Origin of the sequence: Sulfitobacter sp. (genome assembly GCF_036961165.1) — a bacterium.
In the GTDB taxonomy this organism is placed as follows: domain Bacteria; phylum Pseudomonadota; class Alphaproteobacteria; order Rhodobacterales; family Rhodobacteraceae; genus Sulfitobacter.
Genome location: NZ_JBALVJ010000001.1, coordinates 125,380 through 149,502, shown reverse-complemented (window position 1 = coordinate 149,502; position 24,123 = coordinate 125,380). Strand labels below are relative to the sequence as shown.

The 24,123-nt window shown below is 56.5% G+C and carries 28 protein-coding genes; all 28 read right to left on the bottom strand.

Annotation, left to right across the window (positions count from 1 at the left end):
* Window positions 1–9: 9 nt before the first annotated feature.
* Complete coding sequence (locus tag V7730_RS00755; protein WP_335745658.1) at window positions 10–1,572, bottom strand: NADH-quinone oxidoreductase subunit M; 1,563 nt, start codon at window positions 1,570–1,572, stop codon at window positions 10–12.
* Window positions 1,572–3,686 (bottom strand): NADH-quinone oxidoreductase subunit L, encoded by a 2,115-nt coding sequence (nuoL, locus tag V7730_RS00750; RefSeq protein ID WP_335745657.1) that lies wholly within the window; start codon window positions 3,684–3,686, stop codon window positions 1,572–1,574. The genes V7730_RS00755 and nuoL overlap by 1 nt, the downstream gene beginning before the upstream one ends.
* A gap of 4 nt (window positions 3,687–3,690) precedes the next feature.
* On the bottom strand, window positions 3,691–3,996 hold the full coding sequence (nuoK, locus tag V7730_RS00745) for an NADH-quinone oxidoreductase subunit NuoK (protein ID WP_335745656.1): 306 nt from the start codon (window positions 3,994–3,996) through the stop codon (window positions 3,691–3,693).
* A gap of 211 nt (window positions 3,997–4,207) precedes the next feature.
* Window positions 4,208–4,810 (bottom strand): NADH-quinone oxidoreductase subunit J, encoded by a 603-nt coding sequence (locus V7730_RS00740; protein WP_335745655.1) that lies wholly within the window; start codon window positions 4,808–4,810, stop codon window positions 4,208–4,210.
* Window positions 4,807–5,229 carry a carboxymuconolactone decarboxylase family protein gene (locus V7730_RS00735; protein ID WP_335745654.1) on the bottom strand — a complete coding sequence of 141 codons (423 nt, stop codon included), beginning with the start codon at window positions 5,227–5,229 and terminating at the stop codon, window positions 4,807–4,809. Before V7730_RS00735 ends, V7730_RS00740 begins: the two co-directional genes overlap by 4 nt.
* Entirely contained in the window at window positions 5,226–5,714 is a 489-nt protein-coding gene (gene nuoI, locus V7730_RS00730) for an NADH-quinone oxidoreductase subunit NuoI (RefSeq protein WP_335745653.1), read from the bottom strand. Before nuoI ends, V7730_RS00735 begins: the two co-directional genes overlap by 4 nt.
* 1 nt (window position 5,715) lies before the next feature.
* The gene (gene nuoH / locus V7730_RS00725; RefSeq protein WP_335745652.1) at window positions 5,716–6,756 is read right to left on the bottom strand and encodes an NADH-quinone oxidoreductase subunit NuoH; all 1,041 of its coding nucleotides are present in this window, start codon (window positions 6,754–6,756) and stop codon (window positions 5,716–5,718) included.
* Between the two features lie 6 nt (window positions 6,757–6,762).
* Window positions 6,763–7,146, bottom strand: a complete 384-nt coding sequence (locus V7730_RS00720; RefSeq protein ID WP_443070167.1) for a hypothetical protein — start codon at window positions 7,144–7,146, stop codon at window positions 6,763–6,765.
* Entirely contained in the window at window positions 7,143–9,158 is a 2,016-nt protein-coding gene (gene nuoG / locus V7730_RS00715; protein ID WP_335745651.1) for an NADH-quinone oxidoreductase subunit NuoG, read from the bottom strand. The genes V7730_RS00720 and nuoG overlap by 4 nt, the downstream gene beginning before the upstream one ends.
* Before the next feature lie 4 nt (window positions 9,159–9,162).
* The gene (locus V7730_RS00710; RefSeq protein WP_335745650.1) at window positions 9,163–9,564 is read right to left on the bottom strand and encodes a DUF5333 domain-containing protein; all 402 of its coding nucleotides are present in this window, start codon (window positions 9,562–9,564) and stop codon (window positions 9,163–9,165) included.
* 113 nt (window positions 9,565–9,677) lie between these two features.
* Window positions 9,678–10,010 (bottom strand): hypothetical protein, encoded by a 333-nt coding sequence (locus tag V7730_RS00705; RefSeq protein WP_335745649.1) that lies wholly within the window; start codon window positions 10,008–10,010, stop codon window positions 9,678–9,680.
* Window positions 10,011–10,101: 91 nt separating this feature from the next.
* On the bottom strand, window positions 10,102–10,341 hold the full coding sequence (locus tag V7730_RS00700; RefSeq protein WP_335745648.1) for a hypothetical protein: 240 nt from the start codon (window positions 10,339–10,341) through the stop codon (window positions 10,102–10,104).
* Window positions 10,342–10,444: 103 nt separating this feature from the next.
* Window positions 10,445–10,654: a DUF3291 domain-containing protein gene (locus V7730_RS22585; RefSeq protein ID WP_443070166.1), complete on the bottom strand. Its 210-nt coding sequence runs from the start codon at window positions 10,652–10,654 to the stop codon at window positions 10,445–10,447.
* Between the two features lie 125 nt (window positions 10,655–10,779).
* Window positions 10,780–11,187, bottom strand: a complete 408-nt coding sequence (locus V7730_RS00695) for an MAPEG family protein (RefSeq protein WP_335745647.1) — start codon at window positions 11,185–11,187, stop codon at window positions 10,780–10,782.
* Window positions 11,188–11,191: 4 nt separating this feature from the next.
* The gene (gene nuoF / locus V7730_RS00690) at window positions 11,192–12,484 is read right to left on the bottom strand and encodes an NADH-quinone oxidoreductase subunit NuoF (protein ID WP_335745646.1); all 1,293 of its coding nucleotides are present in this window, start codon (window positions 12,482–12,484) and stop codon (window positions 11,192–11,194) included.
* Between the two features lie 5 nt (window positions 12,485–12,489).
* Window positions 12,490–12,714, bottom strand: a complete 225-nt coding sequence (locus V7730_RS00685; RefSeq protein ID WP_335745645.1) for a DUF5337 family protein — start codon at window positions 12,712–12,714, stop codon at window positions 12,490–12,492.
* Between the two features lie 15 nt (window positions 12,715–12,729).
* Window positions 12,730–13,773, bottom strand: a complete 1,044-nt coding sequence (locus V7730_RS00680; protein WP_335745644.1) for a hypothetical protein — start codon at window positions 13,771–13,773, stop codon at window positions 12,730–12,732.
* Window positions 13,774–13,809: 36 nt separating this feature from the next.
* Window positions 13,810–15,069 (bottom strand): NADH-quinone oxidoreductase subunit E, encoded by a 1,260-nt coding sequence (locus V7730_RS00675; RefSeq protein ID WP_335745643.1) that lies wholly within the window; start codon window positions 15,067–15,069, stop codon window positions 13,810–13,812.
* 222 nt (window positions 15,070–15,291) lie between these two features.
* Complete coding sequence (locus V7730_RS00670) at window positions 15,292–16,518, bottom strand: NADH-quinone oxidoreductase subunit D (RefSeq protein WP_335745642.1); 1,227 nt, start codon at window positions 16,516–16,518, stop codon at window positions 15,292–15,294.
* Window positions 16,515–17,120 (bottom strand): NADH-quinone oxidoreductase subunit C, encoded by a 606-nt coding sequence (locus V7730_RS00665; protein WP_335745641.1) that lies wholly within the window; start codon window positions 17,118–17,120, stop codon window positions 16,515–16,517. Before V7730_RS00665 ends, V7730_RS00670 begins: the two co-directional genes overlap by 4 nt.
* Window positions 17,117–17,656: a NuoB/complex I 20 kDa subunit family protein gene (locus tag V7730_RS00660; protein ID WP_443070165.1), complete on the bottom strand. Its 540-nt coding sequence runs from the start codon at window positions 17,654–17,656 to the stop codon at window positions 17,117–17,119. The genes V7730_RS00665 and V7730_RS00660 overlap by 4 nt, the downstream gene beginning before the upstream one ends.
* On the bottom strand, window positions 17,647–18,012 hold the full coding sequence (locus V7730_RS00655; RefSeq protein ID WP_335745640.1) for an NADH-quinone oxidoreductase subunit A: 366 nt from the start codon (window positions 18,010–18,012) through the stop codon (window positions 17,647–17,649). The genes V7730_RS00660 and V7730_RS00655 overlap by 10 nt, the downstream gene beginning before the upstream one ends.
* 156 nt (window positions 18,013–18,168) lie before the next feature.
* Window positions 18,169–19,242 (bottom strand): glycosyltransferase family 2 protein, encoded by a 1,074-nt coding sequence (locus V7730_RS00650; RefSeq protein WP_335745639.1) that lies wholly within the window; start codon window positions 19,240–19,242, stop codon window positions 18,169–18,171.
* Between the two features lie 162 nt (window positions 19,243–19,404).
* On the bottom strand, window positions 19,405–20,187 hold the full coding sequence (locus V7730_RS00645) for a crotonase/enoyl-CoA hydratase family protein (protein ID WP_335745638.1): 783 nt from the start codon (window positions 20,185–20,187) through the stop codon (window positions 19,405–19,407).
* Window positions 20,188–20,221: 34 nt separating this feature from the next.
* Window positions 20,222–21,076 (bottom strand): hydroxymethylglutaryl-CoA lyase, encoded by an 855-nt coding sequence (locus V7730_RS00640; RefSeq protein ID WP_335745637.1) that lies wholly within the window; start codon window positions 21,074–21,076, stop codon window positions 20,222–20,224.
* Between the two features lie 24 nt (window positions 21,077–21,100).
* A complete protein-coding gene (locus V7730_RS00635) occupies window positions 21,101–21,763 on the bottom strand; it encodes a glutathione S-transferase family protein (protein ID WP_335745636.1) in 663 nt (220 codons plus the stop codon).
* Entirely contained in the window at window positions 21,760–23,703 is a 1,944-nt protein-coding gene (locus V7730_RS00630) for an acetyl/propionyl/methylcrotonyl-CoA carboxylase subunit alpha (protein ID WP_335745635.1), read from the bottom strand. Before V7730_RS00630 ends, V7730_RS00635 begins: the two co-directional genes overlap by 4 nt.
* On the bottom strand, window positions 23,703–24,119 hold the full coding sequence (locus V7730_RS00625) for an ASCH domain-containing protein (RefSeq protein WP_335745634.1): 417 nt from the start codon (window positions 24,117–24,119) through the stop codon (window positions 23,703–23,705). The genes V7730_RS00630 and V7730_RS00625 overlap by 1 nt, the downstream gene beginning before the upstream one ends.
* Window positions 24,120–24,123: the final 4 nt, after the last annotated feature.

The window sequence follows — 24,123 nt, the reverse complement described above, 5'->3', positions numbered from 1 at the left end:
TCTATCGCCTCAATTGTGGGCTTGGGCTGCTTCAGTCACGGTTTCCACCGCGGCCACAGCCGTATCGTAATGTTCAACCAAAGCCGTAACCGATGGCCCGATCGTATCGAGGATCAGCGCAGGGTAGACGCCAAGCAACAATGTCATGACAACCAGCGGCGCGAAAATCCATTTCTCGCGGGCTGTCATGTCTGAGATGCCCTTGAGGCTTTCCTTGATCAGGTCACCCATCACCACGCGGCGGTACAGCCACAGGGCATAGGCTGCCGAGAAGATGACACCGGTCGTTGCAACAGCTGCAACCCAAGTGTTGACCTGGAAGACCGCAATCAGCGTCAGGAATTCGCCAACGAAACCGGATGTGCCCGGCAGGCCGACGTTTGCCATGGTGAACAGCATGAACAACAGCGCGTAAACAGGCATCCGGTTCACAAGGCCGCCGTAGGCGTCGATGTCACGGGTGTGCATACGGTCATAAATCACGCCAACAGCCAAGAACAACGCGCCGGAGATAAAGCCGTGGCTGATCATCTGGAAGATCGCGCCGTCCAAACCTTGCTGGTTCGTTGAGAAGATGCCCATTGTGACAAAACCCATATGGGCCACCGATGAATACGCGATCAGCTTTTTCATATCTTCTTGCACCAGCGCCACCAGCGAGGTGTAGACAATCGCAATTGCCGACATCCACAGGATCAGTGGGCCGACCACTTCGGAACCGATCGGAAACATCGGCAGTGAGAAGCGCAAAAAGCCGTAGCCGCCCATTTTCAACAGAATTGCCGCCAGAACCACAGAACCCGCAGTCGGCGCCTGAACGTGCGCGTCAGGCAACCATGTGTGGAAAGGCCACATCGGCATTTTCACCGCGAAGCTTGCGAAGAAAGCAAGGAACATCAGCGTCTGCATGCCGCCAACAATCTGGACGCCCATAATGCTGAACGTTTGGGATCCGAATTCATGGGTCAACAGGCTTACCGTACAACCGCCGATACATGTCGTGCCGGCATCCGCAAACATTGCCACCATCGCTACCAGCATCAGAACGGAGCCGAAGAAGGTATAAAGGAAGAACTTGAAGCTCGCGTATATACGGTTTGCTCCGCCCCAGATGCCAATGATCAGGAACATCGGGATCAGGCTCGCCTCAAAGAAGAGGTAGAACAATATCAGATCGAGCGAGACAAACACGCCGATCATCAATGTCTCAAGCACGAGGAACGCGATCATGTATTCCTTGACCCGCGTAGACACATCCCAAGATGCGGCAATCACCAGCGGCATCATGAAGGTGGTCAGCATCACAAACAGGATAGAGATGCCGTCAACGCCAAGGCGGTAGTTCAGGCCAAGCAGCCATTCCGCCTCATCAATCATCTGGAAGCCGGTGTTGGAGGGGTCGAATTCCAGATACACAAAGATCGATACAATAAAGGTCACGGTTGTTGTGATCAGGGCAAGCCATTTGGCGTTGCGCTGTGCCGCAGGGTCCTCACCGCGCAGGAATACCGCGAGGATCAAGGCCGCAAAGGCTGGCATAAACGTGACGATGGACAAAAGATTACTTTCCATCAGTTCGCTCCTCCGGTCATCGTCATCCAGGTGATAAGGACCGCGATCCCGATCACCATGGCGAAGGCATAGGTAAAGATATAGCCGGACTGCGCCTTACCGGCGAGGCGGGTGAAGAAGGGGATGATCCCCATGGCCAGCCCGTTCAGGCCGCCATCGATCACGTTTCCATCGCCACGCTTCCATAGGAAGCGGCCAATCGCTTTGGCAGGTTGGACAAAGATGAAATCGTAGAGTTCGTCGAAATACCATTTGTTCTTAAGAAACAGGTAGAGGTACTTTTGGTTCGCCGCCAGTCGACCCGGCAGTGATGGGCTCTTGATATAGAACAGGTAGGCAAAGGCGAACCCGATCAGCATCGCCACGAAGGGGGATGTCTTTACCCAGTAAGGCACCTTGTGCGCATCATCGAGCAGCGTGTTGTCAGGCGCGATATAAAGCGCACCCTCCCCCGGTTGACCTGCGAAAGCATAGTGATGCTCGGCCGTGGATTTTCCGCCGTCGGCCTCATCATGAGATATCTCGGCACCGTCAACCTTGGCTTCGCCGTGCGCGCCTTCTTCGGCGTAAGGGATGCCGTAGAATTTCGCGACCTGATCGGTGTGACCGAAGAAGGAGCTGTACCAGACCATACCGGCCAGCATCGCACCCAGAGCAAGAACACCCAGCGGCACCAACATTACCATCGGGCTTTCATGCGCATGCTCATGCGTGTGCTTGTCGCCACGGGGTTTGCCGTAGAACGTCAGGAACATCAGGCGCCAGCTGTAGAAACTGGTGAACAGGGCTGCAATCACGAGCATCCAGAAGCCGTACATGGAACCGGCAGCGTAGGCACTTTCCACAATCGCATCTTTGGACTGGAAGCCAGCAAAGCCGATCGGAATTTCACCCAAAGTGCCAATCCAGACAGGAATGCCCAAACCGGTAATCGCCAATGTGCCAATCATCATTGCCCAGAAGGTATAAGGGATTTTCTTACGCAGGCCGCCGTAATTCATCATGTCCTGTTCATGGTGCATCGCATGGATGACCGAACCCGCCCCGAGGAACAACATCGCTTTGAAGAAGGCGTGCGTGAACAGGTGGAACATCGCGGCTGAATACATGCCAACGCCTGCCGCAACGAACATATAGCCCAGCTGCGACATGGTCGAATAAGCGATCACGCGCTTGATGTCGGTTTGCACTAGACCAATGGTCGCTGCGACAAATGCGGTCGTGGCACCAATAAAGGTCACAAACATCATTGTCTCTGGCGCGAATTCCATCAGTGGAGACATGCGGCACACAAGGAAAACGCCAGCTGTAACCATTGTAGCTGCGTGGATCAGCGCGGACACGGGCGTAGGCCCTTCCATCGCGTCTGGCAACCACGTGTGCAGGAACAACTGCGCCGATTTCCCCATCGCACCGACGAATAGCAAGAATGCCAGCAGGTTCGCGGCGTTCCAGTCAGCCCAAAGGAAGTGAATTGACGTCTCAGCCAACTGTGGAGCGGCGGCAAAGATATCGTCTAACTTGATGCTGTCTGTCAGAAGGAACAATCCCATGATCCCTAGCGTAAATCCGAAGTCACCGACACGGTTCACCACAAACGCTTTGATCGCTGCCGCGTTAGCAGACGGCTTTTTGTAGTAGAAACCGATCAGAAGGTATGAGGCAACGCCCACACCTTCCCAGCCAAAGAACATCTGCACAAGGTTGTCAGAAGTCACCAGCATCAACATCGCGAATGTAAAGAACGACAGGTAGGCAAAGAAGCGCGGCTTATAGCTGACGCCTTCGCCAAAGTTCTCGTCGTGGGCCATATAGCCAAACGAATAAAGGTGCACGAGGCTGGAAACCGTGGTGATCACGATCAGCATGATCGCGGTCAAACGGTCCAGGCGAATGGCCCAATCGGTGCTCAGCGATCCACTTTCGATAAAGCGCAGGATCTGGATGGTCTCTGTCGTGCCATCAAATGTCAGGAAAACGATCCAGCTGAGCAGCGCGGACAGGAACAAGCCGCCCGTCGCAATCCAGCACGCGGCGTTCTCGCCAATGATTTTCCAGCCGAAACCGCAAAGCAAGGAGCCGATCAGCGGGGCAAAAAGGAGTGTAATTTCCATGTCCTCAGCCCTTCATCACATTGACGTCTTCCACGGCGATTGTGCCGCGGTTCCGGAAGAAACAAACGAGGATCGCAAGACCAATCGCGGCCTCTGCCGCAGCAACCGTTAGGACGAAGAGAGTGAACACCTGCCCCACCATATCCCCAAGAAAGCTGGAGAAAGATACCAGATTGATGTTCACCGCCAGCAGCATCAATTCGATGCTCATCAGCAAAATGATAATGTTTTTGCGGTTCAGAAAGATGCCAAAGATGCCAATGACAAACAGCGTCGCTGCCACTGTCAGGTAATGTTCCAGTCCGATCATGTCGTCCCTCAGTTTCTCCCCGTTTGGGGATAGTCAATCAGCGCCAGTAGCTTGCTGGCGCCGCATATTTCACAAGAAGCTATAGCCGCCAAGCACAATGATCAGGACCGCGATTACGACGACCAAAGTGTTGCGTGACACCAGCGCTCTTCCTTCTTTTCTTTTTACCCGTGCGGGTTCCTCTGAAAGAAACCGCGCGGAACTTAAGTACTTACAGGCCCTGCCCTGGCTTAACGTCGCGCAACTCCATCGCCTTGGCGGGGTCACGCATCATCTGCGCCACCACATCCTGACGTTTCACATCGCCACGGTGGCGCAGTGTCAGAACAATCGCACCAATCATCGCGACCAGCAGGATCAGCCCGGACAGCTGGAACAGCAGGAAGTATTCATCATACAGGATAAGGCCCAAAGCGGCGGTGTTCATCACGTTGACATCGGTGACCTGCATGCGCAGCCCATCTGCCGCAACGTTGGCATCCCATGCGCCGAAGACCATCACGAACTGCATCAGAATCACGAGGCCAATAAGCAGTGCAAGCGGCATGTATCTCGCCATTTCGGCCTTCAGTTCGGCAAAGTCGACGTCGAGCATCATGACAACAAACAAGAACAGGACCGCGACCGCGCCGACATATACGATGATCAGCAGCATCGCGACGAATTCAGCGCCCAGCAGGACGAACAGACCAGCCGCCGACAGGAACGACAGGATCAGCCAAAGCACAGAGTGAACGGGGTTGCGGCTGATGACCGTAAAAAGCCCGCCCGCAATCACACTGACCGCAAATAAATAGAATGCAAAAACGCTCATGCGTCACCTTCCTTGCTCTTGTCCGCCTGCCCTGCCATCTCGTCCAGCACAGGTTGGGCCAGATCCATGGCGCGCTGCATCGCGGGCAATCCCGCAAAGAGGGCCATCTGACCAATCGTCTCAATAATCTGTTGGCGGTGCGCGCCCGCCTCTGCCGCATGGCGCACGGTCTGGCGAATGGCCAAATCGTTTTGCGCGCCCTGCATGGTCAGCCCTGCCAATGTCAGCAAAAGCCGCGTCTTGGCATCCAACCCATCGGGGTTAAGCTTGTTGCCAAAAAACGTCTCCATCAGGTCCTTGGGCATCAGCCCCATCATGGCCTCGAAACCTTTGGGCGTGAATGCGTCCATTGCAGGAAAGGTCTTAGCCATATCCTGCATCTGCCGCATCATGTCTTCCCAAGGTTTCTTATCGGTCATCGGTAAGGTGCATCCATTTCAAGGTTGCGGGCGATCTCCGCTTCCCAGCGGTCACCGTTCTCCAGCAGCTTGGTCTTGTCGTAATACAGCTCTTCGCGTGTCTCGGTCGAGAACTCGAAGTTTGGACCTTCAACAATCGCATCCACAGGACAGGCTTCCTCACAGAAACCGCAGTAGATGCACTTTGTCATGTCGATGTCATAGCGCGTTGTGCGGCGGCTGCCGTCTTCGCGGGGCTCGGCGTCGATGGTAATCGCCTGTGCGGGGCAAACGGCCTCACACAGTTTGCAGGCGATGCAACGTTCTTCACCGTTGGCATAGCGACGCAGCGCGTGTTCACCACGAAAGCGCGGGGACAGAGGCCCCTTCTCGTGCGGATAGTTGATCGTCGCCTTCGGCTTAAACATATATTTGATGCCCAGCTTCATGCCCTGATAAAAATCCTGCAACAGGAAGTATTTGGCGTGACGTGTGTAGTCGGTCATATCAGCCCCCTACGGTCCAGCGGGCGTAAATGCCCCAGAACCATCCAAATTTCGCGGCGAATGCCACAAACACCACCCAGAACAGCGAGAACGGAAGGAATACTTTCCAGCCCAGACGCATCAACTGGTCATAGCGATAGCGCGGTGTGATCGCCTTGATCAACGAGAAGAAGAAGAACACGATGCCCATTTTGGCGATCATCCAGAAGATGCCGTCCGGCAGACCTGGAATTGGTGACAGCCAACCGCCAAAGAACATCAAAGAGATCAGCGCGCACATCAGAACCACAGCCACCAGTTCACCAATCATGAACAGCAGGAATGGGGTGGACGAGTATTCAACCTGATATCCCGCAACCAGTTCTGATTCCGCTTCAGGAAGGTCAAACGGTGGGCGGTTTGTCTCGGCCAATGCGGAGATGAAGAACAAAATCAACATCGGGAAGTGCGGCAACCAGTACCAGCTGAGCAAACCATAGTCGCTCTCTTGAGCTGCCACGATGCCGCTAAAATTCATCGAACCGGTGGAGATAATCACACCGATGATGATCAAACCGATCGAGACCTCATATGAGATCATCTGCGCCGCAGAGCGAAGCGAGCCTAGGAACGCGTATTTCGAGTTCGACGCCCAACCGCCCATGATCACACCGTAAACTTCCAAAGAAGAGACCGCGAACACAAACAGGATTGCGACGTTAATATCAGACAGGACCCAGCCGTCGTTGAACGGGATCACCGCCCACGCGACCAGCGCCATCACCAAGCTCACCATCGGAGCAAGGAAGAACACAGGCCTGTCCGCGCCCGCAGGGACGACGATTTCTTTGACGATGTATTTGCCAAAGTCTGCAAACGATTGCAGCAGGCCAAAGATCCCCACAACGTTCGGACCGCGACGCAGCTGGACAGAAGCCCAAATCTTGCGATCAAGATACATCAGGAAGGCCAGAGCCAGCAGCAATGGAATTACAACGAGGAAAATCTGGCCAACAATCAGCAGAATCATTCCAAGGGTGGTGTTAAAAAAGAAGTCAGCCATAGGTCCTCACACCGTCGGGATGCCTTTTTCACGGCAGTTTTGCGTCACCACCTCAGCATCAATAGTCCTCAAGCCTTTTGGCAGGCTCGGCGAGATTGTGTAAACAGCATCGGCACGCCAAATGCCACCCTCAATTGCCACATTTGTCCGTACATGACGTGCAAAACCATACCCGCGAATTAACGTATACTGCGCTGCAGCGCATTCTGCGTAAGCCGCGACATTTTGTGACGCCAAAGCCTTCGTCATAGCAACATTAAATTGCACCAGATCGCCATCCAACAACAACGTCTCTACCCCTTTGTATTCAGGGATAAAGTCTTCGGCTGTGGGAATCGCTGGCGTGCAGGCAGCAAGCGCCAGCAAAGCGATCAGGCCCACGTTTTTCACTCTGCTGCCATAGCCTTTGTGCGACGTGCTTTTGCGTTGGCAGAAAGCTCGGCCATCAGGCTGGATGCACGTGCAATTGGGTTAGAGAGATAGAAATCGGCAATCGCGTAGGAAAACGGTGCGGAATCAATCTTGCCCTTAGGCTCAATCGACCAGTCGTTTTCAGCCAGATGATCGACCTGCCCCAAATGTGGATGCGCTTTGACCAGCGCCTGACGCAGCGCGGCAATCGAATCAAACGGCAGAACCGCGTCCATATCGGCGCTGAGTGCGCGCAGGATGGCCCAGTTTTCTTTCGCCTGACCGGGTGCAAAGCTGGCGCGTTGGGCCAGTTGTGGACGACCTTCGGTGTTCACGAACAGAGCTGATTCTTCAGTATAAGCAGCGGAGGGCAGAATGATGTCGGCGCGATGTGCGCCTCGATCACCATGGCTGCCCTGATAGATCACAAATGGACCGGCAGGAATGTCGCCCTCGTCGGCACCAAGGTTATAGATCACCTCGGCAGCAAGCACATCGCTGATGCCGTTCGGCGCAACAGCGCCCACATCCATCGCACCCACTCGGGACGCCGCAGTGTGCAGCACCATGAATTTGGACTTTGTGCTTTCGGCAAGCGCCATCGCTGCAGCCAGAACGGCTGCGCCATCCTCACGCGCCAGCGCGCCCATGCCGACAATGATCATCGAGGACTTCTCTGCCACCTCGGAGTGATCAGCTTTCAGCAGATCGTCCATCACCTGCGGCGCATCGCCGATGTTGTTGTACTCATAGGTCAGGTCCACTTTCGGACCAACCAGACCAACATTGCAGCCTTTCGTCCAAGCCTTGCGGATGCGCGCGTTCAGGACAGGCGCTTCACCCGCAGGGTTGGTACCGATCAGCATGATCGCTTCGCAGGTGTCGATATCTTCAATGGCAGCAGTACCTACATAGCCAGAGCGGTTCCCAGCGGGCAGCTTTGCCCCGTCGGTGCGGGATTCGACGACGCCGCCCTGCCCTTCGATCAATTGCTTGAGCGCGAATGCAGCTTCAACCGGGGCCAGATCGCCCACAAGACCGCCAAGCTTTTTGCCCTTCATCGCAGCAGCAGCAGCGGCCAGCGCTTCGGGCCAGTCTGCTTTGCGCAGCTTGCCGTTTTCACGGATGTAGGGTGTGTCCAGACGCTGCTTGCGCAAGCCGTCCCAGACAAAACGTGTTTTGTCAGAAATCCATTCCTCGTTCACGCCGTCATTGTTACGTGGCAGGAACCGCATCACTTCACGGCCTTTGGTATCAACGCGGATGTTGGAGCCGAGGGCGTCCATCACGTCGATTGATTCTGTTTTGCTCAGCTCCCAAGGGCGCGCCGTGAACGCGTAAGGCTTGGACACAAGTGCACCAACGGGACACAAATCGATGATGTTACCCTGCAGGTTGCTGTCCAGCGTTTCACCCAAATAAGCGGTAATCTCTGCATCCTCGCCACGGCCGGTCTGGCCCATCTGCGTGATGCCTGCGACTTCGGTGGTGAAACGTACGCAGCGGGTGCAAGAAATGCAGCGCGTCATGTGCGTCTCAACGAGCGGGCCCAGATCCAGATCTTCGGTTGCGCGCTTGGGCTCGCGGTAGCGGGAGAAATCCACGCCATAAGCCATCGCCTGATCCTGAAGATCACACTCACCGCCCTGATCACAGATCGGGCAATCCAGCGGGTGGTTGATCAACAGGAATTCCATCACGCCCTCGCGGGCTTTTTTAACCATGGGAGAGTTGGTTTTCACAACCGGTGCCTGACCCTCCGGACCGGGGCGCAGATCGCGCACCTGCATCGCGCAGGATGCCGCAGGCTTTGGCGGGCCACCGACCACTTCGACAAGACACATCCGGCAGTTACCGGCAATCGACAGACGCTCGTGGTAGCAAAAGCGCGGAACTTCCACGCCCGCCTGCTCACACGCCTGAATGAGCGTCATAGCGCCCTCGGCTTCAATTTCCTTACCGTCGATGATGATCTTGCGAATATCGCTCATGATGTCACTTTTCTCTCAGCAACGAGCCAATGCGGCTCGATTTTTGAATCTCTTTGCGCCCTAGCGCGCAATAGCTTTGCGGGTCAGATGCTACAACCCCGTTGGCGCGCAAATATGCTTCGCCTTTGGCACGCATCCGCTCCTTTTCCGTGTCCGAGTCGCCATATTCTTTGATCTGCGCGTCAGAAAACCCCAAGGATCGGGCCTCTGCGCGCACCTGACGGTACAGCATCAACGCCTTCACCACACGTGCAGAAATCTCTGGACACTCTTTCCGGATCTTATCCGCAATTGCGACGTCAAATACCGCATTATCTATCGACTTTACGTCGCGCAGGTTTTGCTGGGCCACAGCCATTCCCGTCGACACTGCAAAAAGACTAATTGTTAAGATCAGATGACGCATTACTCGTTCCTCATATGCTTTCTTGGGCATTTGCCCTTGTTGGCATGTGTGGGTTAGTCCCTTTGTTATTCAATATCAGCACCGCTTTGGCGAGAAGCGACACTGGTGTCTGCCTATCTTGCGTCCGGGCACCGGCCCTGCAACGTCACAACGTTTTTTACGATGCTCAACTGCTCCTCGGGCGTCTCTGGCCCGACTGTCCAGATGATATCGGAAGTTCCGTAATAGTTTACACAGTGGATGATCGCCTCATATTCGCCGGCGGCCAAGGCCCCTTTCAGCGATTTTGATACAGGCTTTACCGTAACGGTGAAAACATCAAGCTGCCGCTCCACTTTACGCAACTTGGCATTAAAGTACTGTCCGTCAAACAGGATGCGGTCTTCGGGTGTTGTGCAGCCTGCTGTCAGTCCAGCACATACCACAAGCGCAGTCCAAATCTTCATCACTGTCTCCTCCACACACTTTGGTGCGGTTATTCTAAAATCTTGCGCCCGTTATCGCGCAAATTGCCGGACAGGGCCAGTGCTTCTTCGCCTATCCTCTTTTGCGCTCGCGCAACGGAGATATCCCGTCCAACGCCTTGCGCAAAAACGCGATAGCAAGGTTGAGCCCAACATAGAGCATCCCCACCAAAGGCAGATATATCCAAGGGGTCACCAACCCACCAGAAACGGCAAGATATGTGGCCCATGCTGGCCCTGCGAACAGGCCCAATGTCAGCAAAAATGCCCCAAAGCTAAGCAGACCGTCCCAGATATTACGGACGAACCCCATGTACGATCTCCTACTCGTTATTGCTGTGCGACTTAGCGTAGTCCCAGCCGAAAGCTACCTCACTGTCACCGCTCTGCTCAAGGTACCTGAAACGTACCATCGCCTAATGCATATCAGGGCGGTGCCCTGTAGGTACCCACCACATGGCAAACTGCAAGGTTTCGACGGCATCGAGCCATTCAGCGCGGCTGTCATAGAAACGTTTGTGGACCGTATTCCATACAAAATTCTCTAGGCTGGCGATATTTTCGCAAACCGATAGGGTTCTTGCCGTGCGCAGATTGCCCCCAACAAGAGCAAATCTTACATCCAAACGCCCCTCTTCCCCACTGCTGTCAAGGCCAAGATCGCATCACAGCACCTAAGCCGCGTGGCTGTGGCCAGGTAGTAGGCCACAGCAAACTGTATGAAGAAAATTAGGCCAAGCGCGCACGCTGCTTAAAACACCGCGCCCAGAACAATCACTGCAAGTGCAATGATGCAAACCAAGCCTACCACGAAACAGATCGAACGGGCTGGCTGGTTTTCGGTCTTGATGTGGACCACGGCCATCGCCAGTCGTGCCACAACATAAAGCGATGCAAAGAGGTTTACCCAGAACACCGAACCGCCAGCAAGCATGGCCGCCACTGTGACTGCGACGAATGGACCGCCGCCCTCAACCGCGTTCATGAACGCGCGTTCACGGCGGTAGACGGGATCGCTATAGTCCCGCTTGGGCTTTCCGCAATCGCAGCGGTTCTCGGCTGCGCGCCCTACCGTGGACAGCATCGAAAGCACGCAGACCAGCAGCGCCCAGAGAGCGAGCGCCGCGATTGCGTAGGCATATGGGGCAAAAATGTCCATCCTGCTATTCCGCCGCTACTGGAGAAACGGTGCCGCGCTTGTGCGCGATCCGGTCTTCAATTTCACCACGAAAGTGACGGATCAGGCCCTGAATAGGCCAAGCCGCCGCATCGCCAAGCGCACAAATGGTGTGGCCTTCGACCTGCTTAGTTACGTCAAGCAGCATATCGATCTCTTCGGGTTCGGCGTCGCCCTTCACCAGACGATCCATCACGCGCATCATCCAGCCTGTGCCCTCGCGGCACGGCGTACACTGGCCGCAGCTTTCGTGTTTGTAGAATTTCGCCAAACGCCAGATCGCTTTGATCACGTCGGTGGATTGGTCCATCACGATGACCGCCGCTGTCCCAAGGCCCGACCGCTGCTCACGCAAGTAGTCGAAATCCATGATCGCGTTGCGCATTTCCTTGCCAGGGATCATCGGTACAGACGATCCACCGGGGATCACAGCCTTAAGGTTGTCCCAACCACCGCGAATACCGCCGCAATGCTTTTCGATCAGTTCTTCGAACGAGATGCTCATCGCTTCTTCAACCACACATGGATTGTTCACATGGCCCGAGATAGCGAACAGTTTGGTGCCCGCATTGTTTGGACGGCCGAAACCAGCAAACCATCCGCCGCCACGGCGCAGGATGGTCGGAACCACCGCGATGCTTTCGACGTTGTTCACAGTTGTCGGGCAGCCGTACAGACCCGCGCCCGCAGGGAACGGCGGCTTCATGCGCGGCATGCCCTTTTTGCCTTCAAGGCTTTCAAGCAGCGCAGTCTCTTCACCGCAGATATAAGCACCTGCCCCGTGGTGCAGATAGATGTCAAAATCCCAACCCGATTTGGCAGCGTTCTGGCCCACCAAACCGGCTTCATAGGCCTCGTCGATAGCGTTCTGCAGGGCCTCTTTTTCGCGGATATATTCGCCACGTATGTAGATGTAGCAGGCGTTTGCGTTCATCGCGAAGCTTGCAATCAGGCAGCCCTCGATCAGCGTGTGCGGATCATGGCGCATGATCTCACGGTCTTTACATGTGCCGGGTTCGGATTCGTCGGCGTTGACCACCAGATAGCTGGGACGGCCGTCGCTTTCTTTCGGCATAAAGGACCATTTCAGCCCCGTTGGAAAACCCGCACCACCTCGACCGCGCAGACCGGATGCTTTCATCTCGTCGATGATCCAGTCGCGGCCCTTTTTGATGATCGCCGCCGTACCATCCCAGTGGCCACGCGCCTGCGCCCCCTTCAGAGTACGGTCATGCATGCCGTAGATGTTCGTGAAAATCCGGTCTTTGTCATGCAACATGGTGCTCATCCGTCTTTCTCAGATTGGCGCTGCCGCCACATTCTGAATGCTTGTATAAAGACCCACAAGAACATGGCGGAAATACCAAGTTCCAGAAAGCCCATTGTCTGATTGGACCACCCATAGGTGGCCCCAGCGAACTCAATCCCCATAAAGGCGAATGCGCCCACAACACTTACCAGCGCAAGGCGCCGCCCGTTACGTGACAGAATGTCGTCATTGTCAGCCACGGACGGCTCCTAAACTCAGGTTTTCTTCTTACGCTTCGAGAATGCAGTCTCGCCGCCTTTGGCCAGTATCTTGGCCTGTGACATCCAATCGTCGCGCGCGATCCGGCCCTTAAAGCGCAGATTGTCGTCGACCCAAGTGATGTCTTTCTTCTTCCACTTGGCGACCTGATCGAAATGGTAGACGCCCAAATCATTCAATGTCTGCTCCAGCTTTGGCCCAACACCGCTGATCAGCTTGAGATCGTCTTTGCCCTCAGGGCGCGGCGCGCTCAGCATCTCGGGTTTCTTTGCCGCAGGTGCCGCAGCTTTTGCTTTGAGGGCCATAGTTGCAGCGCTGGCTTTAGGCGCCGCTGTTGCTGCTTTAGCCTTCGGTGCTGTTGCTGCTTTGACTTTAGGCGTTGCAGCAGCTTTGGCCTTTGGCGCAGCGGATGCCGCTTTGGGCTTGGCCGTTGCAGATTTCGCTTTTGCCGCTGTCTTTGCCTTTGACGCGGCTTTTGCTTTGCTGCTTGAGGCTGGCGCAGAAGCTTTGGCAGCAGTTGTTGTGACCTCTGCCTTCGGCTCAGCAGCGTCAGATGTGTTTGCCACCGGCATGCTCAGCGCAGCAGAAGGCGTGGTATTCACCTGCGCCATCGCGCCCGCTGGCGCTGACGTGTCTGTCTCTGCTGAAGCCGTAACGTCGGAAACTTCGCCGCCTGCAGTGCTTTCATTTGAGGTAGAAGTACTGGCGGCAACACTTTCAGCCGCGCTAGCGGGCTTTGAGGTTGTATTCGAAGCCTGTGTGGCACCGCTTGCAACCGTCTTGCTGTCAGTTGATGTTGCGCCAGTGCCTGTTGCCGACTTGGCCGATGAGGACATGTCGCCTGCCGAAACTTGCGACTTGCACATGGTCAGCATCAGAATAACGCCCAGAATGAAGCCTAGAAGTGCGCCGGTGAAGATCGCCTTGAACGCGCCGAAATCGGCAACAGCATACAGCAACACCATTGCCAGCAAACCGGCCAGTGCGGCGATCAACCAACAGGTTTTCTGGCACTCCGTGTAGTTTTCTTTATAAGCCATGTCTTAATCTATCCCCCAGATGGACTGTGTTAGACGCTATTTGTAGCGCCCGTCTTTTCCAGCCTTCGCAGAGAATTCAGTTTGTTCCCCCCGCGCAAGCCGACCCGCCTGATCAACCCAATTGTCGCGCGACGCGCGGCCTTTAAACCCTTCGAGGTTCTGGTCTACCCATGCGAGCTCATCTTGCCCCCATTTTGCGATTTGGTCAAAATGGAAAAAACCCATAGTATTCAAAATGGTTTCAAGCTTTGGACCAACGCCCTTGATCATCTTGAGGTCATCCGCGCCAGATTTACGCGGCACGCTCATCGTGCGGGGCTTCTTGCCGGCGCCTGTTGTAGCTGTGCCTGACTGCGCCTTCAGGTCTGATTTTGGAGCTGGTGCAACAGTGCCGCGCGCTGGCTTGGCCTTGGCCATGGCTTCGGGCGCCTCGCCCGCTGCTTCGGCAACCTTGTCAGATGCAGCACCTACAGAGCGCTTGGCAGATTTTTCCGTTTTGGTACGACCACCTTGTGCGCCATCCAGACCGGACGGCGGCATCATGTCATCACGCTTTGCCTTAGCGGGCGACTTGCCGCTATTGGCGGCTTTGCCCTGCCACGGCGTCAGCAGTGGTACTTCGGTGCCGTCGATCCGCTTAACCGTATCGCCAATGTCAGTCGCCAGTTGCACAGAAGCGTTATACTGCGTCTTGCCGCTGTCATGATCAGTCAACGATGTCAGCCCACCCAGAGGCTCGGATGCATAGCGGCCGCTTTGCGGGCCGGGTTTCGGCACCTTGCCAGCAGCAAGCTCATCCAGCATCTGCGTAAAACGCTCACCAGTCAGGTCTTCGTAATAGTCTTTGCCGATCTGCGCCATTGGTGCGTTCGAACATGCGCCCAGACATTCGACTTCTTCCCACGAAAACTTGCCATCCGCAGACAACTGATGCGCCTTCGGTGCGATTTTTTCCTTACAGATACCGATCAGATCCTCTGCCCCGCAGATCATGCAGGACGTGGTGCCGCAAACTTGAATATGCGCAACAGAACCAACCGGTTGCAGCTGAAACATGAAATAGAACGTCGCCACTTCCAGCCCGCGAATGTAGGCGAGGCCCAGCATTTCCGAGATATGCTCGATCGCGGGACGGCTCAGCCAGCCCTCCTGCTCTTGGGCACGCCACAAAAGCGGAATGATCGCGCTGGCCTGTCGGCCTTCGGGATACTTGGTGATCTGCGCTTCTGCCCATGCCTGATTGGCTGGAGTGAAGGCGAAAGAAGCGGGTTGGTCGGGGTGCAGTCTACGCAGCATATCTTGTTCCTTGTCGCTTCAGATTTTGCACGCGGGGGGCAGCAGCAGCAGCGTTTCTTCATCCTTGGCGAAGGTCGCAATGCCCTCTGCCATCATTTCGCGCGACAACTTTATCGCTGTCAGTCAGTCAATTCCCAATTCAGGTATCTGTACGTCTGCTTGTGTCGTCGACATATGCCGCCGACACACCGAGAACCAGAACAACAGGTGCCAGAGTTGCCTTCAACGGTCCACCTCACCAAATACGATATCCATCGTCCCGATGATCGCTGCCACGTCAGCCAACTGGTGCCCCTTGGCGATGTAGTCCATCGCTTGCAGGTGCAGATAGCCGGGCGCGCGCAGCTTGGCGCGGTATGGTTTGTTGGAGCCATCGGCGACCAGATACACGCCGAATTCACCCTTGGGCGCCTCAACGGCCGCATAGACTTCACCAGCAGGTACGTGAAAGCCTTCAGTGTAGAGCTTGAAGTGGTGGATCAGGCTCTCCATCGAGGTTTTCATATCCGTACGCTTGGGCGGTGTGATCTTACCACGGGCAAGGATATCGCCCTTCCCTTCGGGTCCCCGCAGCTTTTCAATCGCCTGCAACATGATGCTGGCAGATTGACGCATTTCTTCCATCCGCACCAGATAGCGGTCATAGCAATCGCCATTCACGCCGACAGGGATCTGGAAATCAAACTCATCGTAGCATTCATAGGGCTGCGCACGGCGCAAATCCCACGCAAGGCCAGAACCGCGCACCATCACACCGGAGAAACCCCAGTCCGAGATGTCCTGCTCTGTGACAACACCGATATCGACGTTACGCTGTTTGAAGATGCGGTTTTCGGTCAGCAGCGTGTCGATGTCGACCATGAAGCCGCTCAGGAACTTATGCGTCCATGTCTCGATATCATCGAGCAGCGCCTCTGGCAGGTCTTGGTGTACACCACCGGGGCGAAAGTACGCCGCGTGCAGACGCGCGCCGCTGGCACGTTCATAAAAGATCATCAGATCTTCGCGCTCTTCAAAGCCCCACAGTGGTGGGGTGAGCGCGCCAACGTCCATCGCCTGTGTCGTGACGTTCAACAGGTGGGACAGGATGCGGCCGATTTCTGAGTAGAGCACACGGATCAGGCTCGCACGGCGCGGCACCTCGACGCCCGTCAGACGCTCGATGGCCAGACACCATGCGTGTTCCTGATTCATCGGCGCCACATAATCCAACCGGTCGAAATACGGCAGGTTTTGCAGATACGTGCGGCTTTCCATCAGCTTTTCGGTGCCACGGTGCAGCAGGCCGATGTGCGGATCGCAACGCTCAACAATCTCACCGTCGAGTTCAAGCACCAGACGCAAAACACCGTGGGCCGCAGGGTGCTGCGGGCCAAAGTTGATGTTGAAATTGCGGATTTTCTGTTCGCCTGTCAGGGCGTCGTCGAAACCTTTGGTGCCGTCCATCATTTGGAGGCCTCCTTCTCATCACCGGGCAGGATGTATTCGGCACCCTCCCATGGGGACATAAAATCAAACTGGCGGTATTCCTGAACCAACGAAACAGGTTCATACACAACCCGCTTTTCGGCCTCATCATAGCGTACTTCGGTATAGCCCGTGGTCGGGAAATCCTTGCGCAGCGGGTGACCACGGAAACCGTAGTCTGTCAGCAAACGGCGCAAATCAGGGTGACCCGAGAACAGGATGCCAAACATGTCGAACACTTCACGCTCGAACCAGTTGGCGGAGGGGTGAATATCAACAATCGAGGCAACCATGTCTTCTTCGCGTGTCGCCACGCGCAGACGGATGCGGTGGTTCTGGTACATCGACAGGAAGTGGTAGACGACATCAAACCGCTTGGCGCGGCCAGTGTAGTCAACGGCCGTTATGTCCACCAACGAGGTGAAGCGGCAGGTTGCGTCGCTTTTCAGGAACTCTACCAGACCGGTGATGTTGGCCAGCGTCACGTCAAGGTTCAACTCACCTTGGGATACATCCCAACCAAGCACGCAATCAGGGCGTTTGGCTTCGATATAGCCGCCAAGTTCGTTCAGTGCATCGCTCATCGTACAATTGTCCCCGTCCGGCGCATTTTGCGTTGCAGCTGCATGATACCATACAACAGCGCCTCCGCCGTGGGAGGGCAGCCAGGCACGTAGATGTCGACCGGAACGATCCGGTCACAGCCGCGCACAACGCTATAGCTATAGTGGTAATAGCCGCCGCCGTTCGCACAGGACCCCATGGAGATCACATAGCGTGGCTCTGGCATCTGGTCATAAACCTTGCGCAGAGCGGGAGCCATCTTGTTGGTCAGCGTCCCAGCCACGATCATCAGGTCGGACTGGCGCGGGCTAGCGCGCGGCGCTGTGCCGAAACGCTCAAGATCATAGCGCGGCATGGAGGTGTGCATCATCTCAACCGCACAGCATGCCAGACCAAAGGTCATCCAGTGCAGGGAGCCGGTGCGCGCCCAGTTGATCAGATCCTCTGTCGAGGTCAGCAAGAAGCCTTTGTCCTGCAGCGACGCGTTCAACTGCTGCGTCGCAACATCGCGGTCAATGCCTGCAGTCGCGGTCATGTTTGTCTGGATTACTGCCATTCGAGCGCCCCTTTCTTCCATTCATAAGCAAAGCCTGCGGTCAGAACCGCAAGGAAGACCATCATAGACCAGAAAGCCGCCATCGAAATGTCGCCAAACGCCACAGCCCAAGGGAAGAGGAAGGCAATCTCGAGGTCAAAAATGATGAACAGGATCGACACGAGGTAGAATCGCACATCAAACTTCATGCGCGCATCGTCGAAGGCGTTGAACCCGCACTCATAGGCCGACACCTTTTCAGGGTCCGGGTTGCGCACAGCAATCACTGCCGCAGCAAGTATAAGTGCAAGTCCCAAGCCAATGGCGACAAAAAGAAAAATCAGGATCGGCAGGTATTCCTTAAGCATATCGTCCAAGGGTGGCTCCTTTCTCGGATGGCAGCGGCAAACCTACCGCGCAACGCTTTACAGGGGGTTTAGCCCTGCATGCTCATGGGGTCAACGGCATGCGACGGGGAAAGGTGCTGTCCTTGGAAGGCAAAATGGAGGGGAATAAACCAACTGCTTGCAAGATCACCCCCCTGTGCCACCCATTGTCGCAACCAATCGCGCCCGCTCCTGCCTCACAAATTCGGTAAACACCGGCGACTGGACCAGAAACTTCTGTGGATAAAGTGCCTCTACCCCGCCCCATTGCAAGGCGTCTTCCGAATAAAACGAGATATCAGGCGTATTGGCGATCACATCCAGACGCAGCTTGTTTTCCCCATGAGTAAGGGTGCCATCGCGCAGCGTTTGGAGGTCACGGGCAAATGGATCATCCGTGAATTTGTAGTGCTTGATCACCGCACTAAAGTCCGCCACCCGAACATGTGCTGCCACATGCGGATGCGGATTGGGCCATGTCATGTCATCAACAAAGACAAGCGGATGCTTGGTCAGGCAACACATCTCATCAAATATCTTTTTGCGCACCCCGCCGAACATGAACTTCAGGTCGTTATTTGAGGTGGTATTAGTGCCCATGAAGTACGAGAATTCGATGGCGTCATCCGTGTAATCATAGCGCACGATCTGACTCAGATCATAATACTGGTAATCCGCAATCGCCTGCTCGAACGTTGCCTGCGCGTAAGACTGGATACTGGCGACCGGAAACACATCCAGCATCTGAGCCATCAGCGCCGTGTACCCCTGCCCCGTCAGATAACGCACCAAACCGCGCAGACCCAAGGCTTCGCTGCCTTCAAAATCAAACAGCTCGTCAACGTCCGCATAGAGAACCCAGTGATTATGCGCAAAACTCTGCGCGCCGTGGCGGCGAAATTCGTTCTCATAGGTTTTCATCGGCAGCGTCGAGCGCAAAATGACTGTACCGTCCTGCGCTTTGATCTGCGCATCGGTGCCGTCACTTGACCCGTTATCAATGAAAACAAAGTGCTTGGCGCCCAAGGTTCTGTAATTCTCAAAAAACGCATCAAGGTAGAACGCGCCGTTTTTGACCATGACAACCACGACCACATCGTCCGGTGCCAGATCAAATTGCTGCGGGCCATGTATCTGCTTGATCGATGCCTTCAGCCGTACAGATTTGACCAGCTTTTCGACCTTTTTGGTAAGCCGCGAAAATAGGGTTTGGTCGGCCATACGACTTTAATTCCTTGATCCTGCAGACATCGTGCCGCGCGCATTGGTACTTTTGACAGCAAGGCACTGTCTTCACCACTCTAAGGCACAGTGACCCATTTAGGAATATACAGACTACCTGTCACCCGCGCGTTTAGCGAAGCATTGCCTGTCAATGCGTTGTCAAACGACCCAAGCCGCTTTGCGCTTTTCGAAAAACGCGCCGATGCCTTCGGCGGCTTCTTCGGTTTCCCAGCGTGCAGCCAGCGCAGCAATCGACATGGCCACGGCTTCCTCGGTGGCGGCGCCGCCCAAATCCTGCGCCAGCTTCTTGGCCGCAGCAACGGCACCGGGTGCACAGGCGAGATAGGGCACCACTTCGCGGTCCACGGCTGCGTCCAGCTCTGCCTCTGGCACCGCGCGCGCAAGCAGACCCAACTCAACCGCCTCTGGCGCGCCAAATACACGGCCTGACATGAACACGCGTCGCGCGCGCCCCTCGCCCATGCGCGCAATCACATACGGCCCGATGGTCGCTGGAATGATGCCCAGCTTGGTCTCTGTCAGCGCCATTTTGAGCGTATCAACACCCACAGCCACATCACAGACTGCAGCCATACCGACGCCACCGCCAAAAGCGTTACCGTGCAACCGCCCGATCAGCGGTTTGGGCAAACGGTTGAGCGCACCTAGCATAGTCGCCAGCTTGCCCGCCTCGGCTGCACGCGTGGCCGCGTCCATCCCTATCTGATCTTGCATCCATGCAAGATCACCGCCCGCGCAAAACGTCTTGCCAGCGGCGGCAAGGACGACGACTCGCACCGCCTTGTCCGCCGCCAGATCTGCTGCTGCCTGGGTCAACTCCGCCAGCATCAGCGCGCTCAGCGCGTTATGCTTGTCCGCACGAGCAAGTGTCAGGGTAGCGACCCCGCGGTCATCAGTTTCAATCGTTATCGTCTCAAACATCAGCGTCTCTTCTCGAAGTTTTCTTGGATGCTGCTTAGCCGCGCATTGCACGGGCCATGTCAGCGGCTTGATTGATCACGTCCAGATCAAGTCCTGTTTCATAGCCGAGTGCCGCCAGATGAGCGGCCACCGCCTCGGTCGCGACATTGCCAGAGGCACCCGGTGCATAAGGACAACCGCCCAAGCCGCCCACAGCCGCATCAAACACCCGCAGGCCAAGAGACAGGCTCGCGTCGATGTTGTCCATCGCCCGACCACCTGTGTCATGGTAGTGCCCCGCAAGCCGCCCTGCCGGCACCACATCGCGGACAGCCAGCAGCATCCGCGCGATGCTGTCAGGGGTCCCTGCGCCAATCGTGTCACCCAGTGAAATCTCATAACAGCCCATCGCAAACAGTTTGTCCGCGATATCGGCCACTGCAGACGGTGCCACCGGCCCGTCATAGGGACAGGCCACAACGCAAGAGACATACCCGCGCACCGGCAGATCAATATGCCGCGCCTCTTCCAAAATCGGGGCAAAGCGTTCGATGCTTTCCGCAATCGAAGCGTTAATGTTTTTCTGCGAAAACCCTTCAGAAGCACTGGCGAAAATGGCGATCTCATCCGCGCCTGCCGCAATCGCATCGTTATAGCCATGCATGTTAGGGGTCAGCGCGGCGTAGCGCACACCGTCCTTGCGCGTGATCCCCGCGAGAACTTCACCCGAGCCAGCCATCTGTGGAACCCATTTGGGAGACACAAAACTAGCGCATTCAATACGCGCAAATCCGGCATCGCTCAGCTTGTTCACCAGCGCGATCTTCTCGGCCACGGGTATCTCGCGGGCCTCGTTTTGCAGCCCGTCACGCGGGCCGACTTCGAATATCTCACACCGTCCTAAAGTCATCGCATCCTCCCTATTTTTTCCAGCCTAGCACGCAGATAGCTCCCAGGGCGGAAAAAATGTCTCTGAAAAGAGCTTCTCGTTCTCCGCAGGCAAAGCGGCCTTGAAGCCTGCGCGTTCAGTGATCCGCGCGTACCACTTCGCAACAGCGTCAAACCCTTCGAGATGCGCAAAGAAGCGCGCCAGATAGACCGCCTGCCCGACCGAGACATCGGCGGCGGAAAAGCCACCGTCCAGCAAATACTCCCGCCCCGCCAAACGCGTCTCAAGTGCGGCATAGCATTTGGCCAGACGCGCCGCTTCCAGCTTCATCACGATGGGGCTGCGCATGTGGTCTTCGCGTAGCGCCACGTGCTGCTGTGTAAGGGCTGCAGCATGCTGGCTGATGGTTTCGGCAAAATGCACCCAGATCAGCCATTGCGCGCGCTCGGGGTGACCCGCAGGGCGACCAAGCACCTCTGGCGAGAACCGCTCGCAGAGCACCTCGGTGATCGCTCCCGTCTCGAATATCGCGTCCCCGTCGATCTCAAGCGCGGGCACACGCCCAGCCGGACTTTTGGCAAGGTAGGAAGGTGCACGCAGGCTTTTGTCGAAAGGATAGGTTTTCACCTCGAAATCCACGCCCAGCTCATGCAGCAGCCACAGGCTGCGCATGGAGCGGCTTTGCGGAACATGGTGCAGCGTGATCATGCGGCGTCTTTTTCTGGCTCAAGCCGGACCAGTGCCGCCCCAGCCTCAACCTGATCGCCTGCTTGTGCTAGCACCTCTGCCACCACACCGTCGCGTGCGGCTAGCAGGCTGTGCTCCATCTTCATCGCCTCAAGAATGGCCAGGCGGTCGCCTTGGTTGACCCGCTGCCCTACCTTGGCAAAGACATCGCGCACCAGACCGGGCATCGGCGCTTCGATCAGGTTGCCGTCCCCTTGCGCGCCTGCAGCCTGCAGCAGCGGATCGATCCGCTTAAACACCAGACCATAGCCGTCAAAAACGGTGATGGTATCACCCGAAACGGCGACCCGCGCGGCAGGCAGTCCTGCGATCTGCCAACGCCCGCCAATCCGCCGCGCCTCGACTATATCGTCGCCGATGTGCCAGCGCTGGCTATCGGCGCACAATATTTCGGCCTTGATCGTGTGCAACGTATCGGACCATTCCAGAACAATCTGCTGCATTAAGGGTTCCCACAGGCTAAAGCCCTGCTGTGGCGTGGCTTCGATAACGCCCATCGCCGCCATGCCGGCCAATGCCACATGACGCGGCGCGATTTCCGGTGGTGTGGTGAGCGCATCAATGTCGCGCGCAATCAGGCCGGTATCGACCTCACCCTGTCGGAAGCCTTGATGGCCCGCCAGAGCACCCAGGAACGCAAGGTTTGTGACGGTGCCTGCAACCTCGCACTGCGCCAGCGCCTGCCGCAACCGTGCCAGAGCCACATCACGGGTCGGACCGTGAACGATCACCTTGGCGATCATCGGATCGTAGAACGGGCTGATGGTGTCGCCCGCGCGCACGCCGCTATCGGCGCGGCAGGCAGGATCAAACGCCAGATGTGTCAGCGTACCCGTTGCAGGCAGGAAGCCCTTTGGCACGTCTTCGGCATATAGGCGCGCCTCGAAGGCGTGACCGATGATCTCAAGCTCTTCCTGAAACTTTGGCAGATCTTCGCCCGCGGCGACCCGCAGCTGCCATTCGACCAGATCGACGCCGGTGATCGCCTCGGTCACAGGATGCTCCACCTGCAAGCGCGTGTTCATCTCCATAAAGAAAAAGCCATCCGCCTTCAGCCCGTCAGAGCCATCCACGATGAATTCAACCGTGCCCGCACCCTTATAGCCGATCGCTTCGGCCGCGCGCACTGCTGCCTGCCCCATTGCTTCGCGCATCTGCGCCGTCATGCCGGGCGCTGGCGCTTCTTCGATCACCTTCTGGTGTCGGCGCTGGAGCGAGCAATCCCGCTCGAACAGGTGCACTGCTTGATTACCGTCGCCAAAAACCTGCACCTCGATATGACGCGGCTGGCTGACAAATTTTTCGACCAACACGTCCGCGTTGCCAAAGGCTGTCTTGGCCTCCGAACGCGCACTGGCCAGCGCCTCGGCAAAGCCGGAGGCTTGCTCAACCAAACGCATACCCTTGCCCCCGCCCCCAGCGACCGCCTTGATCAGCACCGGATAGCCGATCTTGTCGGCCTCGCGTGCTAGCAGATCATCGGATTGATCTTTGCCGTGATACCCCGGCACGACAGGCACGCCGGCCTCTACCATCAGCGCTTTTGCTGCATCCTTGAGGCCCATGGCGCGGATCGCATCAGCGGAGGGACCGATAAACACCAGACCTGCGGCTTCAACCGCATCCACAAACGTGGGGTTCTCGCTGAGAAATCCATAGCCCGGATGGATCGCCTGCGCACCGGTATAAAGGGCCGCCTGAATGATCACATCGCCGCGCAAATAGCTGTCTGCCGGAGCAGAGCCGCCAATGTGAACAGCCATATCCGCCATCGCCACATGTTTGGCCGCCGCATCAGCATCGGAATAGACGGCCACGCAGCGCACGCCTATGGCTTGCGCCGTTTCCATCACGCGGCAAGCAATCTCACCACGGTTCGCAATCAGGATCGTATCGAACATTACGCGTAATCCTCTATCAGGGTGAACCGTTCACACATCAGCTCCATATCCGGAGCAAACCCACCGTTGCGCCGAAAATAGGCCTCGTAGGCAGCGCGCCAGTGGTCCAGATCACGAAACTCGCCCTGTGCGGCGACAAATTCATCATCCATGTCTTCAAACCGCCGGGTTGTAACCTCGACCGTCTCAATCATTACGGCAGGAGTTCCGTCCCAGTTGAGCGCGATATCGCGGCGGCCGACTTCGGGCCATGCGTCGCCACCCGCCCCGTAGGCAGATGCCGCTTCGCATGTTGCGGTTTTGGTGCCACTACGCACCAGCGCGATAATCTCTGCGCACAGCTCGGGCGTGTCACCGAAGCGAAAGGTTTCGGCTTCGGGGTTGGCATCGATAATCTCTTGTAAGGTCTTGGTCATTTTA